The organism is Streptomyces sp. SP17BM10, from assembly GCF_036322405.1.
GTDB lineage: Bacteria > Actinomycetota > Actinomycetes > Streptomycetales > Streptomycetaceae > Kitasatospora.
Genome location: NZ_JAQYXB010000479.1, coordinates 133,134 through 145,704, shown reverse-complemented (window position 1 = coordinate 145,704; position 12,571 = coordinate 133,134). Strand labels below are relative to the sequence as shown.

The window sequence follows — 12,571 nt, the reverse complement described above, 5'->3', positions numbered from 1 at the left end:
GTGGGGGCGCAGCCGGGTGAGGCGGGCCGGACGTGGAGCCTATCGCTGCCGGGGGCCGTCGAGCGGGCCGCCGACCAGCTCCCGGTAGGAACGGCCGGGCAGCGGACCAGAATCGGGGGCCCCGTGGTCCGCCCCGTAGACCCGGCCTCGCAGCAGCACCTCGTCATCGTCCATGCCGGCCAGCATCCCAGCCGCCACCGACACCACGCGGGCTGGTTCGCGGGTTCACCACCAGGCCGGTTCGACGTCCTCGTTCTGGCCGTCCTCCTGGCCGCCGGCTTCGCCGGGGCGGCCAGCCTCTAGGTTCCGGGTCTCGTCGTGGAGCAGCTCGGTGATCCAGTCGGCGACGTCGACGGGCAGGCGCAGGGTGTGCTGTTCGATGTCGTAGGGGGTGTGGATGGTCAGCCAGACGTCGGCCCCGGCCCCGGTGCCCGCGTGGGGACCAGGGCCGGGGGCGGCGGCGTGGGTGAAGGCGTCGAGGGCGGCTGCGAGGTCGGCGGCCGCGCCCTCGCTGTCGTTGCCGGTGTTCACCAGCTCGCCGGGCCGTCGGGGTCGGTGGGCTGATGGGTGCGGCGGATCGTGTCGGGGTGGTGGAGGTACCAGCCCCAGTCGTCGGGTCCGCTGCCCCAGCGGACCAGGGCGACCCAGGTGGTGGAGCCCTGGTGCAGGCGCCGGGACTCGATGCGGCACGGCCGCCAGCGGCCGCCGAGCCGGATCTCCGCCCAGCGCCAGCGCGGCTCCGTGGTCCAGCAACGGCCCGGGCCGGACATTAGCGTCCGGGCGCCGGCACGGCGTCCCCGGGCCGGTGCTCAGGGTGGCCGGGGCGGGGGCGGGAGAAGGGGGCTGCGCGGGTCCTGGGGCAGCGGCTCGTCGAACCAACTGTCCACCGCGACGGGGTCGGCAAGCGCGGCCAGCAGAACATCCACTGCCGACGGGTCCGCAGTGCCGAGCGCGGCGCATGTGCGGACGGCCGGGTCCTCGTCGGTGAGCAGCATCGCGGTGTCCCGTCCCCAGTGGGCCAGGGTGAGCAGTGCACCCGCACGCTCACGGCGTCCTCCCCTGCCACAGGCGATGCGCTCCAAACGGTCGGCCGCAACGGGTATCCGATCGGCGAAGTCATCCGCCGCCAACAGATGCGTCACGGCGCCGAGTGCCGCCTCCCGGACCATCTCGTCCTGGTCATCGAGAAACGGCGCGACAGCGTCGAAGATCTGCGGCCGGACAGCCCGGCACGCCAGCACGGCCTCCAAAGCGTCGGCTTCCTCTGCGTCCTGTGGGTCGGCGAGAGCCTCGTCGTCCCAGGCCGCGGACTCGGCGAACTGACCGAGCCATTCCAGCAGCGCCGCCCTGAGCGGCCGCCTGCGGTCGTCCCACGGGAAGAAGCTCTCGTGAACGGCCAACGTGCCCGGATACGGGAGAACCCCGGCGATGAAAAGGGCCGCCGGCGCGTCGCAGAGTAGAGCGAGCCCTGGTGAAGAACCGACATCTCCAACCGGCCCAGCGACTCGGCCTGAACCTCAGGATCCTCCTACAGCAGCCCGAGCAGATCGTCCGCAGTGGTCGCGGCCGGGCCGTAGGCATGGGCAAGCGCCGCCCAATCAGTGCTGTGAAGCACCACAGCCGGGTCCAGGCCCGCCGTAGCGGAGATCTCGTGTGAGGACATGATCCGTATCCTGCACCCGGCCTCAGACAACCCGCGCCGCCCGAACCACCGCCCCTGCCACAGACGGCGTCAGAACTTCACTGGCCTGTGACACTGCCCTTCAGCGCGAAAACGACACCACCGTTCAGCAGCACGGGGCGCTGACCAGCAGTGACCGCGCCCCGGCCACTGAAAACTGGTGACACGTCACCACCGCAACCCACACGCCACCCATCAGGAGGGCGGTGTCGTGGTCAGGGTCGTAGCGTTCGGCCCGCGTTTCGGCGGTGTGGTCGTGGACGCGCTGCCACTCGGCGCAGCTGTCGGCCGCGGTGGCGTAGGCGCTCTCGTCTCCGGCGTCGGCGTGCCGGTCGGCGGCGCGCTCGGCGTCCCGGGCCCGTCGCGGGGCCTGCTGGATGTTCTCCAGGGTCATCCCAGCCGCCCGGCGGCGGACCCGGCTGCGGACGGCGCCGTGCTCCTGGTCGTCGGGCTCGTCCCCGCCCTCCTCGGCGAACGAGTCGTACTGGTCGGCCTTGGCCGGGTGCTGGGCGAGGACTCACGGCCGTGATGGCCTCGTTCAGTGTGGCATCGCCCAGATCTTCCACGATGAGGTTCTTGCTGCCGCGCGCTGCTTCCGGTTGGTTTCGGCGGCTCGCTTGTGGTCAGCCAGGATGACCTCACGCCGGATCCGAGCGGGCGCCGCGCGAGCGGCCTCTGCACGGGCGGCTTCCGCGCGAGCGGCTTCCGCGCGGGCGGCTTCCGCGCGGGCGGACTCAGCTGCTGCTCTCCGGGCCGCCTCAACCCGGGCAGCTTCGGCAGCGGCGGCGCGGGTGGCCTGCAATGCATCGACCGCCGCGCAGTCCTTGCAGTTGGCGGCCGTGTCCGGGCGCCGATGGTGGACACCGCACGTGCCGTAGTAGACCGTCCCAGTACCGCCAGCCCTGCGGGGGACGGTTCGTCCACCGCTGTTACGTACGGCGCGCACGATGCCGTTTTCAATGCCTCGTTCCATCATGCTGACCGGATGCGCCGCACGTCGGACCTGCCGGATTGGCTTCGGCGTAACGGCGCGCTTGGCGTTGCGGACTGGGTGCGCAGCGTGTCGGATCTTCTTGACAGGCTTCGGGGCCAGTAGGCGAAAAAGTATGCCCATGATCGTTCGCCCTCTCAGGCTGGCTGCGACGCCCCCGGTTGCACGAGATCAACCCAAGCGGTAGACGCCCCAGCGGTACCAACGCTACGCGTCATGTTCGGCTGGTGACACTGTTCGATCAGGATGGCGGGCAGACCGGTTCGTGCCAGGTGGTGCGGACGACCACCCCGCCCGGGGCCAGGTACTCGCTCGACCAAGTCCGACATCCGGTGCTGCCCGGTCGGGCCGGGATCGGCGTGTGCGACGGCCGTCCCGGCCCGGGGTGGGCCGGGACGGCGGAAACCTGCGTTGCCGGTCAGCCAGTGACGGTCTCGGCGTGCCGGGTGAGCGCGTCCAGGAGCGCGGTCTGGTGGTCGGTCAGCTTGCCCTCGGTGCGGGCCCCCGCCTGCTTGCGCAGCCAGGTGCCGGGGCGGAAGGCCGGGTCGTCGCCGAGGCCGGTTCGGTTGGCGGGGCCGTCGAGGGTTCCGCCGGCGGCGAGGTAGGCGAGCAAGCGGCGGTACGACCTGTTCCAGTCCGGCTCCAGGCGCCACAGCTCGTCCAGGCCGTCGAGCTTGGCGACCTGGTCGTGGTGAGGTTGTCGGCCTTGCGCTGGCGGCGCATCCACGCGCCGACCGCGTAGTCGTCCAGCTTCGCGGTGGCGGGGATCGCGAGGTGGCCGTGCTGGTGGTGGAACGCCTTCGCGTAGGCGTAGCCGCGCTCCCAGGCGTTGGCGTTCTTCGACCAGATCATCCCGAGGGCGTCCAACTCGCTGACCCGGGCGGCGTCGAGCAGGCCCTGGCCGTAGAGGTGGCGCTGGCGGGTGAGCCAGGAGATCAGCTCGGCGTGCTTGGTCTTGTCGGTGGGGTCGAGGTGGCCGTGCTGGAGATGGAACACGGCGGCGACGGCGTGCATGCGCTGCCACTCGACCGCGCGCGGGTTGAACGCCCGCAGCTTGACGGTCTGGAGAATCTTCGCGGCGTGCTGCTTAGCGTTGATCCGCAGCCACTCGATCGGCGACTCCACCGGGACCGGCGGCTGCTCCCCCTCGCCGCCACGCTTGCCAACCTCGCTCTCGGCCGGCTTGGCCGCAGTGGTGTGCGCGGTGCCCTGCGAGCGGGAGGCGCGCAGCTCGGTGATCCGGCCGACCACCCGGGCGTCGTGCCGGCGAGCGCGCGCAGGACCCGCCAGATCGTGCGGAAGCTGGAAGCCTCGATCTCGGCGTCGGCCTCGGCCTTCACGGCCTCCCCGGCGTCGCGGACCTCGGACGGGTCCGCGGCCGCCGTGTCGTCGCCGACCGGCGGCGTCGGCAAGTAGACCGGGATGATGACCCAGGAGACCTTGCCCTGCTGGTAGGACTGGCGCAGCGCCTGCCGACGGCCTGGACGATGTCGATGACGCTCGACTTCGGATCCGCGAAGCACACAGCATCCACAGCTCGGACATCGATGCCTTCCGACAGGAGGCGACTGTTGCAGAGGATTCCGCGCTCCTCGCCGTCCGCGGCGACGACGCGGCCCTCACCGCCGCCCAGGCCCGTCTGCGCGACCTCGCCCGCGCCGGCGACTACACCGACATCGCCCACCACATGACCGGCTGGCACCCCAACGCCTCCTCCGCCGTCCACTGGCTCGACGACGAGGAAACGGTGCGCACCCGGTGGCGGGACCTCGTCACCGCCCGCCAACACCACCTGCCGCATCAACGCCCGATCCCCCGACACCAACGGATCTCCACCGGCTCGGGCGCCGGAGCAGCCCCCGGGACAGGATCGGATGACACGGGCACAGGCGCAGCGGACATGGGTACCAGCCCACGCCCCCACCGGGGCGGTGTACACAGGAACAGGCATCCTCGGCAGCCCTTCGCCGGGTAGAGCTTCGCGTGCAGCAGGCGGCGCGCATCTCACTCGCACCAGGCTCAGTCTGGAGGGAGCCCGGAGAACTGGTGGAGGTCGACATGACCCTGACTGTGTCCGTACGCATGTCCGACGATCCTGCACCAGACGCGGTGTGCGCGGTCTTCAACGCGGTCAGTAGTACTTTCCGCACCGGCACCGCCTACCCGACACAGGTGTCTAGCTACCCAACTGGTGAAAACCGGACGGACGCCCTTCGCGTCGATCCCGATTCTCCTATCAGTTCCCAGCTCGCCGACCTGGCCCCGGTCGGCACACCTGCGGTCCTTGTGACCATTCACGACGACGATGACAACAGGGAGCACGAGCAGCTCATCGCCGAGGCCCTCGCCGTGAGCTTCCATGTCGACCACCGTGGCCGTACCTACGAAGGCACCCAGCTCGCCGTTGAGACCGACCGCCGACCAGACTGATCCGGACAGGCAGTCACGCTTTCCGCTCTCTCACGGGGTAGAGCTTGGTGTGCAGCACGCGGTCCTCCCACCACGGATCGGTGGGCGGGCAAGATCGCCCGAGCCCTCGGCGAGCACCGGGGCTGAGCCCGACAGGGCTGGTCGCAATGACCGGGCTGACGCTGGCGGTGGTGGAGCGCTGTGTGCGGTGGCAGGCGGAGGCCGCCCCGGACTGGTCCGAGCGGTTCGGGGATGAAGACGACTCGCGGCCGCGGCCCAGGGGCTTGGCGTGGAGCAGCTCGCCGAGTCCGCGCGGCTGGAGGAGGCCGAGCGGCAGGCTTCCCACGCGGTGTGGGCGGATGAGTACTGGGCGGGCCTGCCGGTCGAGGACCAGGTCGAGGCCCGTAGCCGGCTCCACCACATCGACGATCCTGTTGGCGAGCAGCCGGCCGCCTGACCTCCGGCCGGCCATGGGTGGTGTCCGAGGTCGGCGGTACGCTGCCCAGGCTCGAGAGGAGGCCGCCACCCCATGAGATGGCGGCCTTTCGGCATCTCAGGGCGGGGCTGCGAGGACCGGCTTGCCCTGTGCATCCGGATCCACCACGTCCGCAGTCCTGAAGAGGAACGCAGGTCGCAGTATGGGACGCGGGATGTCTCCGGTTCAGAACCGGCGGAGGCGCCAGCCCTTGTCCATGCCCCGGGTGGAGTGGACGACGTCCCAGATCGTGTCGGGCGTACCGGTGACGCCCCAGACCGAGTCCCTGCGCGCGCGTGCAGCCATGACGTCCTCCGGGGATCTACGGCGAGACGCGGGGCAGCGGGCCACACAGCCGGCTCCAGCGCGTTGACGAGATCAGGGCCGGGCTCAGGCCAGGCCTTCTGCTCGGGTCCCGCCCGCCGCGTTCCATAGCAGCGATCATCGCCTCGTGAACGGCCTGGGCCGAGCCCTGGTCCGATGCCGGGACAGGGCTGTTCTCCACCGTGTACCACTCGTCGGCCCCGGTGTACTGGACATCGAGAAGCGCCTGGGCGCCGTTCCAGGTGGTGCGCAAGGTGAGGTCGCCGGTAATGACGCCGACGTCGACGGTCATGACGCCGCCGGGGCCGGCGCTGATGCCGGTGGTGATGAGCGGCTCGGTCGCGGCGCAGAGCCGGGCGCTGCCCGTCTCGTCAGCGAAGACCAGCCGGTCCTCGTCCAGGGCAGCCCGCCCACGGCCCATCGCCCAGTCTCAGGACGACGGCCAGTCGCAGCACCGCGCCGCGGCCGCTGGCGGCGGGCGCGTACGCGCGCTGCCGTCGACCAGGTAGAGGGAACTCATGCGGCCTCCTGGACCAGGGTGTTGGCAGTTGGCGAAATCCGCAGCTGTGGTCGGGTGGCCGGGTGCGGTCGCGTTGCCCGGCCCATCAGCCGTAGTCGCGGGTCCTCGGCGTGGCACCGCGCTCTGGGCGTCCGGCAGGCTGGCTGTCGAGTCGGGCCTGTCTGCTACGCCTCCGGGCCTCCGGCGTAGAGAGTAGTGAGGAGCGGTATCAGTCCTCTCACTCCCCGGTCGTGCTCGGCTCTTAGGACCGCTCCGAACTGTGGGTAGCTGGTGACTGCCCACTTCGCGTTGTGCAGTCCGCCCGGATACAGCTGGTCCATGGGCTTTCCGTAGCCGTCGAGGACGACGAATCTCACCGGGAGATCTGGGTCAGTCTCGTGCATCCATCGAGGCCAGTAGTCACCGGTCGCGGCCTCATAGACCTGGTCAGTCTGCCAAAGCGCTTCGGGGTCCTTCTTGTACCCCGGAGCGTGAGAGGGAGAGGCGAAGCGCTTGTGCTCGACGACAACCAGTTCGCGACGGCCCCGCCGTTGGGCCTCAACCACGAGGTCGACGCCGCTCGCTGGCCAGTACGCCGACAGGAGCAAGATATCGTCAGTCTGCAGCCATGGATCGAGGCCGGTGAGCAGCGCGCGGCACACCGATGGGGCGGACTCCGGAGCCAAAAGGCCGGCCAGGATGAGCCCTGTGAAGGGATCCTCCGTCATGACGTACGGGTGCTCGTTGATCTTGTAGTCCCGCAACCATTTCTGATGTGCCGCGTGATCGTCGCGTAGCCTCTGCCTCTGGTCCGCCGTGGGCGCTGAGAATGCCATGTCGAGATGCTGTCAGTTCTCTGTTCGCTCCTCGGAACAGGGATTCGCCTTCGCGAGCAGGCCGCGCGCCGCGACCGCTCAACTCGCCATGTGAAGCGCTGAGTCACACCGCAGCAAACAAGCCCGGGCGGCGGCAGGGATCTACAGTTCGACGTCCATCCGGGCGATGTCGTTCAGTTCGACGTCGAGGCCGCGGGCGCGGTGCCCGTTGTCCTTGAAGTAGTGCTCGCGCAGGCACTCGGCGAGGATCCGTTCCTGCTCGTCCCGGGAGGCGCCGGCGTCGCGGGCGGCGTAGAGCCGCTCGGCATGGTGCGGGATCCGCTGGACGCGGCGTGGGAGGAGAACCTGGCCGCTGCCCGGGAGTACTTCGAGCACCACGGCACCCTCGCCGCCCCCGTACGGCCACCGCGTTGGACAAGCCGGTCGGGCAGTGGCTGTCCAATCAGCGCCGTCCCGGCGTGCTGGACGGGCGGGCGGACCGGGTGGAGGCGTTGGAGGAGATCGATCTGGGCAGGAAGGGCGCAGCGGGACGGCGGGCGGCCGGCGCGGGGAGGGCAAGCGCGTTCGACCTGGGGGTGGCCGCGCTCGCCCTGTACCGGGAACTCGCCTGGCCCTCCAGTCGGGTCGCCCTGCTCGGCGACGCCGCCTGCGGGGCCACCAGTCGTGCTTTCTGTGCTTTGCAGAGCGAAATGCGGTGGCGCCCGGATTGCGCCGGACGCCATCGCTCAAACCTTGCATCTATGAGATGAGGACCGTCTACTACCTCGCTTCGCGCTTATTCGAGCGGCCAAAGGCTGCGCCCACCAACAGTAATCCTAAAGGCTTGTACTACAAGGTGGCCATTAAACTTAAGGACAGATCCGTCGGGGCTGGTGATTGAATTCGCACCGAGCGGACCAGAACTCTTACTGCTGATGTGATTGTGGCTGCCGATCTGCAAAACGGGGCCATGGAATGTGTTCCCTACGACGGACCCACCTTCCACTATCACCAGCGTGCCGCGCACATTGCCGTGGAGAGTTCCACCCTGAACGACAATATTACCGTGGACGTCACCGGTCCTGACCTCACCAGGGCCGACTCTTTCGAAGGCCTGGACCTCATCGGCAGTGGGAAGTTCATGCAGGTCGACCCGTAGCGACGAAGCTGATGTTGCGTCACTGTCCTTCCCGCAGTCGATGTTGTGGACGAGGACCGGCAGGGCCCCTGCCAGCACATAGTAGGTGTGATAGGCGGCCCTTCCTGACTGCGTTTTCGCAGGTGAGCGGCAATCTACCGGTACGCCGAGGTGCGTGGAAGTGCGTTGTTGTCCGGCCCTGTTGCCGTCAGCGTTGCCGTCAGAGGTCTACACCACCGGGGGCTTTGGGACGGGTGGCAGTGAGGGCGGTGGAGCGGGCTTTGGCCGGTGTCCTGCCCGGGTTGGGGTCGGGCTTGGTCAGGGGGCCGTAAGCTTGCCCGCGATCTCGGGCAGGCTTTGGGCCTGCCCGCAATTTGGCCGAGTGGCCCCCTGGCCTTGCCCGACGCGGGCCCCGGCACGGGTAGGTGGGTAGAGCACGCTTCGCCGCCCGGCCCGCGCCCGAGCACCGAGGCCCGCCATGGTGCGTCAGTGCTGGGCCATCCTGCCCACGGCGAGCCCGTCGACCCTCTCGGTCAGCACCAACCCGGAGACGCGGCTCGGATGCTGGCCGATCCGGCCTTCCCTGGCTGACCCCATCGTTGGCCTGCGGCCAGGCCATCACCGGGCCCTGCCCGGCCCTTTCTCCGCTTTTGCGCGCGCAGGTGGCCGGGCCGTCGCGCGGTGGGGCGTAGACAGGAAGCGCGGGGCGGCTCGGCCTGCGGGCGCGCGCGGCCCGCGTAGGCGGGCCGCCTTGAACTCGTAAGGAAAGTTTCGACGCACTCCACCACCGGGGCCGCGTGTTGCTGAACTGCTGAACCAGCCTGCCCGCCACCGCTGTTCACTGGACCGGCCATGTCCGCGCTGGACTGTGGCACAGCCGATGGTCGAGATGCCCGTTCCCTGCATCCCGAGGCGGCAGCCTTGCGCAAGGGCGGAGAAGCCGGGCTCAGCTGCGGGCGCTCACTTCGCTGGCCACGATGATCCGGCCGCCGGCCTTGCGCACGGACCGGCTGACGCGGGCCTTCTCGTCGGGCAGGACGGAGAGCATCTCGCCGGTGGGGACGATGATGGTGTCGGCGTCGCCGTCGAGGAGCATCTGGAGCGCGTAGGTGAGTCCTCGGCGCTGGCCGGGTTCGGTGGCGCCTTCGTCGTCGTGGATCACGCCGGCGAGGTGCAGGCCCGACTCGCGGGCGATCCGTTCGCACATCGCCTGCCGGGTGACGACGGGCTCGTCCTTGGTGGTGCACAGGTAGACGACGGCGGTGGGCTGCGCGGGCTTGGTCATCTCTTCATCCCATCTCAGTTCGGCTCGGCACGGGACCGTTGGTGACGCTGTGTCGGTCCGTTCCGTTCGTGCGGTTACTGAGATCGTCGGGCGTCGCCGTCGGGTGGCCCAGGAACGTGCGGGGTCAGTTCGCCCACCCTCCGGTGTGGATCTGATACGTGGTGTCTCTGCCGGGCTGGTCAGAGTTCGATGGCGAGGAAGTCGGCGAGTTCGACGAGCTGTGGGGAAAGGCCGCGCTTGCGTCGGGTGACGAGGGTGGTGGCGATGTCGCGGGCGTAGCGCTGGTAGCGCAGCCATTCGGGGGCGGCCTGCTTGATGTTCATCAGGATGTCGGTGGCCGGCGCGTAGTCGCGCTGTTCGGTGTGGGCGGCGGCGAGGTCGAGCAGGTGGCGGTTGCGGTTGTTGGAGGTCGAGCGGGTGGGTGCGGTGACCTGTCCGGAGAGCTGGAGGGCCTTGCCGTACTCGCGCAGGACCATGGCGTTCTCGACCTCCTTCATGGCCACCGTGTTGGGGCCGAAGGTCGTCCAGTACTCGTGGTAGTCGATCACATCCCGGCCGACCAGGACGGCGGCGGCCTTGGCCTGCCGGATCATCTCGTCCGCCTCCGGGGTGCGGTTGTTGCGCACGGCCGCTGCCGATCCCCGCAGCAGCAGCCACCCCCACGTTCCGAGGTGGCTGGCGGTGGAGTGCCGGAAGGACGGTTCGATGGCGTCCGCGGTGGCGACGGCCACGTCTTCGGCCTCGTCGAAGCGGCGCTGCCGCAGCAGCAGCCAGCACAGCGAGACCACCGCGGACGCCCCGAGGACTTGGTTGCCGCTGCGTTCGGCCAGCTCGATGGCCCGGTTCAGTGCCTGGTAGGCGAGATCGTCATGCCGAAGGTGGATCAGTGTGGAGCCCGCCAGCTGGTACGCCTGCGCCTGCACCTCCAGCGCCGCCAACCTGGCCTCGCCCTCTGCTAGTTCGGCGACCTGGGCGGCCTCGGTCAGCACGCTGGGCAGTGCTCCCAGCGTGGCCGCGTAGTCGTCGCCCTGGTAGAGGCGGTTGCCTTCGCGCACCGATGCGCGGACCCCGGTGATGGTCGGAGCGTCGTGACAGTCATCAGCGTGGGCCACCCGGCCCAGGCCCCTGGCGGGTGTGATCACCCGACGGATCGCCAGAATCCCAGCCGGGTCGACCTCCGGGGCAACCGGCGGCTCGATCGGCCCGGTCTGCATCAGATCCGTCGTCTTCACGCCCAACGCCTGGGCGAGCTGGCGCAAGGTGCCCATGCGGGCGCTCTCGCGGTCGTTGCGCTCCAGCTTCCGGATGGTCGCCACCGACACCCCGGACGCCTCCGCGAGCTGCTCCTGCGTCATGCCCCGGCGTCGGCGCAACCGCCCGATCCGGTCCCCGATGCTCTCCGCCATGGCCACCCCTGCACCTGCGTCTTCGTTCCTCGCCAACGGTACGCCGCCCGCCAGGACCTCGGCGTGAACAGCGGGCGACGGTAACCGACCGGGTGATCCCGCTTGTCGGGACCGCTGGGTTCACCCGGGCTTCCGCGTGGTGCTCTTCTTCGGCTTGGCGCCGGTTTCCAGGGCTTCGATGCGCTCGCGCATCTCCTCGATCTGCTCCAGAGCGTCCTCCAGGACGTCGGCCAGGTGCTGGATGCGCTGGCGGGTCCTCAGCTCTTCCGGGGACGGGCCGCTGTAGGTCTCCAGCGCGCCCGGGACCGCCGGAAGCTGGCCGACGGCCACGGCCTCCACGACCGTCATGCCGCCCGTCTCGGTGGGGGCGCCGCGACGGATACGCGTGCCCTTGCCCTCGACCAACAGGAGGACGAGCGCGTGGTGGGCGGCTTGCTCGTCGATGCCGAGCATGTCGGCGACGTGCTGATCGGTGAGCTCGATCCCCTCCTGGAGCGTCCCGTCAGCGATCTTCTGCGCCAGCTGCTCGTAGGCGAGACGGGATGCCATCGTCGGGTCGTCCGCACGCTGCACGAAGACCTCCGGCGTGCCGCCGGACTCGTCGCGGGCGAGCCATCGCTCGTCGAGGAGTTTGCGGATGGCCGCGTCGACAGCAGTGATGGGTGCCCCGTAGTGCTCGGCGAGGCTTTCGCGTGAGGGCAGCGTCACCCCGGGTGCGAGGTCGCCGGCGCGGATCTGGCGCTCCAGGTCGGCGCTGATCGTCTGGTAGGCGCGCTCCAGGTCCACGGTCTGGCTGACGAAGGTGCCCTTGCCGGGCTTCGAGACCGCCCAACCCTGCTCCCGCAGCAGGGCCATGGCCTTCTGCACTGTCAGGCTCGACGCCTTGTAGGTCTTCATGAGCTGGCTCTGCGAGGGCAGCAGCTGTCCGGGCCCCAGTGCGTTGTCCCTGATCTGCTGCTTCAGGTCGTCGGCAATGCGCTCGAAGGTCAAGCGAAGGCCATCGGGCTGGGACACGGTCCACCTCGGTCGGTCGGCGGTTCGAAGGGCTGGAGCGGGGCCAACCGCGTCCGTGGTGGCCAGCCTAACGAGCCCATGGATGAGGTGGAAACTATTCGGATCGGGATGGACTTGGATGGGGTCGGATGGGGTGTGCTAACGTTCCGGCACGTGGTCGCACCAGCGGCCACAGGAACCCCACCCGTTCCGGGAGGAACACATGCGCAACATCCCCGTCGATACCTCGGCCGCGACCTCGATGCTCGGCGTCGTCCGCGACAAGGTGAAGGACTTCCAGACCGGCGAGATCGCCGTAGACAAGGAGACCGGCGCGAAGCTGCTCGTCGCGGACGTGATGTTCGTCCTTGACGGCCGCGCCGAGATGATCTCCGTCACCGTTCCGGAGACCGGCCTGGCCAAGGGCACCAAGCCCGGCGCTCTCGTCGCCTTCACCGGCCTCGTCGCCACCCCGTGGGAGAACAACTTCAACGGCCAGGCCCGCCACGGCATCGCGTTCCGCGCCGCCGCCATCACCGCGAAGGCGGCCTGACC

At 69.7% G+C, this 12,571-nt stretch carries 18 protein-coding genes and 1 pseudogene; 5 read left to right on the top strand and 14 right to left on the bottom strand.

The genetic code is table 11. From position 1 onward, the window contains the following. Positions 1-39 precede the first annotated feature (39 nt). The 8 genes and pseudogenes from PUR71_RS07575 to PUR71_RS07540 all read right to left on the bottom strand — a co-directional run bounded on the left by PUR71_RS07575 (position 40) and on the right by PUR71_RS07540 (position 4,473). Positions 40-174 (bottom strand): hypothetical protein, encoded by a 135-nt coding sequence (locus PUR71_RS07575; protein WP_329925576.1) that lies wholly within the window; start codon positions 172-174, stop codon positions 40-42. A gap of 51 nt (positions 175-225) precedes the next feature. Then, complete coding sequence (locus PUR71_RS07570) at positions 226-531, bottom strand: hypothetical protein (protein WP_329925562.1); 306 nt, start codon at positions 529-531, stop codon at positions 226-228. Further along, a complete protein-coding gene (locus PUR71_RS07565; protein ID WP_329925561.1) occupies positions 528-770 on the bottom strand; it encodes a hypothetical protein in 243 nt (80 codons plus the stop codon). Before PUR71_RS07565 ends, PUR71_RS07570 begins: the two co-directional genes overlap by 4 nt. A gap of 39 nt (positions 771-809) precedes the next feature. After that, positions 810-1,400 (bottom strand): hypothetical protein, encoded by a 591-nt coding sequence (locus PUR71_RS07560; protein WP_329925560.1) that lies wholly within the window; start codon positions 1,398-1,400, stop codon positions 810-812. A gap of 387 nt (positions 1,401-1,787) precedes the next feature. Next, entirely contained in the window at positions 1,788-2,075 is a 288-nt protein-coding gene (locus PUR71_RS07555; RefSeq protein ID WP_329925559.1) for a hypothetical protein, read from the bottom strand. Between the two features lie 1,015 nt (positions 2,076-3,090). Further along, positions 3,091-3,399 (bottom strand): helicase associated domain-containing protein, encoded by a 309-nt coding sequence (locus PUR71_RS07550; RefSeq protein WP_329925575.1) that lies wholly within the window; start codon positions 3,397-3,399, stop codon positions 3,091-3,093. A gap of 23 nt (positions 3,400-3,422) precedes the next feature. Next, positions 3,423-3,686: pseudogene (locus tag PUR71_RS07545) on the bottom strand (helicase associated domain-containing protein); the annotation flags it as partial. 322 nt (positions 3,687-4,008) lie between these two features. Next, positions 4,009-4,473 (bottom strand): helicase-related protein, encoded by a 465-nt coding sequence (locus PUR71_RS07540; protein ID WP_329925558.1) that lies wholly within the window; start codon positions 4,471-4,473, stop codon positions 4,009-4,011. 245 nt (positions 4,474-4,718) lie between these two features. Between PUR71_RS07540 and PUR71_RS07535 the strand changes: the two genes are divergently transcribed. Beyond that, a complete protein-coding gene (locus tag PUR71_RS07535; RefSeq protein WP_329925557.1) occupies positions 4,719-5,102 on the top strand; it encodes a hypothetical protein in 384 nt (127 codons plus the stop codon). Between the two features lie 268 nt (positions 5,103-5,370). Continuing rightward, entirely contained in the window at positions 5,371-5,538 is a 168-nt protein-coding gene (locus PUR71_RS07530) for a hypothetical protein (RefSeq protein ID WP_329925556.1), read from the top strand. A gap of 340 nt (positions 5,539-5,878) precedes the next feature. Here the strand turns inward: PUR71_RS07530 and PUR71_RS07525 are convergent, their stop codons facing one another. The 3 genes from PUR71_RS07525 to PUR71_RS07515 form a co-directional block, all read right to left on the bottom strand. Continuing rightward, positions 5,879-6,301 carry a hypothetical protein gene (locus PUR71_RS07525; protein WP_329925555.1) on the bottom strand — a complete coding sequence of 141 codons (423 nt, stop codon included), beginning with the start codon at positions 6,299-6,301 and terminating at the stop codon, positions 5,879-5,881. A 263-nt stretch (positions 6,302-6,564) separates the two neighbouring features. Next, complete coding sequence (locus tag PUR71_RS07520) at positions 6,565-7,215, bottom strand: hypothetical protein (RefSeq protein WP_329925554.1); 651 nt, start codon at positions 7,213-7,215, stop codon at positions 6,565-6,567. Positions 7,216-7,356: 141 nt separating this feature from the next. Next, positions 7,357-7,590, bottom strand: a complete 234-nt coding sequence (locus PUR71_RS07515) for a hypothetical protein (RefSeq protein ID WP_329925553.1) — start codon at positions 7,588-7,590, stop codon at positions 7,357-7,359. A 35-nt stretch (positions 7,591-7,625) separates the two neighbouring features. Here PUR71_RS07515 and PUR71_RS07510 point away from each other — a divergent pair, with 35 nt between their 5' ends. Together PUR71_RS07510 and PUR71_RS07505 are read left to right on the top strand one after the other, a co-directional pair. Beyond that, positions 7,626-7,964, top strand: a complete 339-nt coding sequence (locus PUR71_RS07510) for a helicase associated domain-containing protein (RefSeq protein WP_329925552.1) — start codon at positions 7,626-7,628, stop codon at positions 7,962-7,964. Positions 7,965-8,137: 173 nt separating this feature from the next. Then, positions 8,138-8,353, top strand: a complete 216-nt coding sequence (locus PUR71_RS07505) for a hypothetical protein (RefSeq protein ID WP_329925551.1) — start codon at positions 8,138-8,140, stop codon at positions 8,351-8,353. Between the two features lie 925 nt (positions 8,354-9,278). Here PUR71_RS07505 and PUR71_RS07500 read toward each other — a convergent pair. From PUR71_RS07500 to PUR71_RS07490, 3 genes are all read right to left on the bottom strand, one after another. Continuing rightward, a complete protein-coding gene (locus PUR71_RS07500; RefSeq protein WP_329925550.1) occupies positions 9,279-9,617 on the bottom strand; it encodes a hypothetical protein in 339 nt (112 codons plus the stop codon). Between the two features lie 179 nt (positions 9,618-9,796). Beyond that, positions 9,797-11,023, bottom strand: coding sequence for a helix-turn-helix domain-containing protein (locus PUR71_RS07495; protein WP_329925549.1), 1,227 nt, complete (start codon positions 11,021-11,023; stop codon positions 9,797-9,799). A 120-nt stretch (positions 11,024-11,143) separates the two neighbouring features. Continuing rightward, complete coding sequence (locus PUR71_RS07490) at positions 11,144-12,013, bottom strand: GntR family transcriptional regulator (RefSeq protein WP_329925548.1); 870 nt, start codon at positions 12,011-12,013, stop codon at positions 11,144-11,146. 226 nt (positions 12,014-12,239) lie between these two features. On the opposite strand from PUR71_RS07490, the gene PUR71_RS07485 reads away from it, so the two are divergent. After that, positions 12,240-12,569 (top strand): SCO3933 family regulatory protein, encoded by a 330-nt coding sequence (locus PUR71_RS07485; RefSeq protein WP_329925547.1) that lies wholly within the window; start codon positions 12,240-12,242, stop codon positions 12,567-12,569. Positions 12,570-12,571: the final 2 nt, after the last annotated feature.